Source organism: Nonomuraea diastatica, assembly GCF_004349015.1.
GTDB classification, from domain to species: domain Bacteria; phylum Actinomycetota; class Actinomycetes; order Streptosporangiales; family Streptosporangiaceae; genus Nonomuraea; species Nonomuraea diastatica.
Genome location: NZ_SMKP01000450.1, coordinates 1 through 744, shown reverse-complemented (window position 1 = coordinate 744; position 744 = coordinate 1). Strand labels below are relative to the sequence as shown.

The 744-nt window shown below is 73.4% G+C and carries 1 protein-coding gene; it reads left to right on the top strand.

The annotated features are described in order from the left end of the window. On the top strand, window positions 1-744 hold a 744-nt coding region (locus E1294_RS52120; RefSeq protein ID WP_246083906.1), incomplete at both ends, for a phosphopantetheine-binding protein.

Here is a 744-nt window from a genome sequence, read left to right as displayed (position 1 = left end):
GTCGTGCGGAGTTGCGGGAGTTCTGCCGTCTGGCTCTGCCGGAGTACATGATTCCCGCGGCGTTCGTGGCGTTGCCGGAGTTCCCGCTGGACCCGAACGGCAAGGTGCACCGCGCCGCCCTGCCCGCGCCGTCGTGGGAGGGCGAGGCCGCCGAGTACGTTCCGCCGCGCACGCCCGTCGAGACCGCCCTGGCCGGGATCTGGTCCGAGGTGCTCGGCGTCGACGCGCCCGGCGTGCACGACGACTTCTTCGACCTCGGCGGCCACTCCCTGCTGGCCACCAAGGTGCTGTCCGTGCTGCGGCAGCGGATGGAGGCCGACCTGCCGGTCAGGGTGATCTTCGAGCATCCCACGATCGCCGAGCTGGCTCCGGCCGTGGAGCAGGCGGCCCGTACCGGTTCCTCGGCCATCCCCCGGCGGCCGGCCGGAACCCCGGCGCCGCTCACGTACAACCAGGCCGGACTGTGGTTCACCGACCGGCTCGCCCCCGACACGGCCGAGTACGTCATCCCGATGGCGTTGCGCATCGGCGGCCCGCTCCAGCACGAGGCGTTGCGCGTAGCCATCGAGGCCGTGACGCACCGCCACGAGGCGCTGCGGGCGCGGATCGTCGAGCAGGACGGCGTGCCGGTGCAGGTGGTGGATCCGGCGGGCGCGTTCGAGCTGCCCGTGGTGCCGGTGGGCGACGTGGAGGAGTTTCTCGCCGAGCACGCGCGGCGGCCGATCGACCTGGCCACCGGCCCCG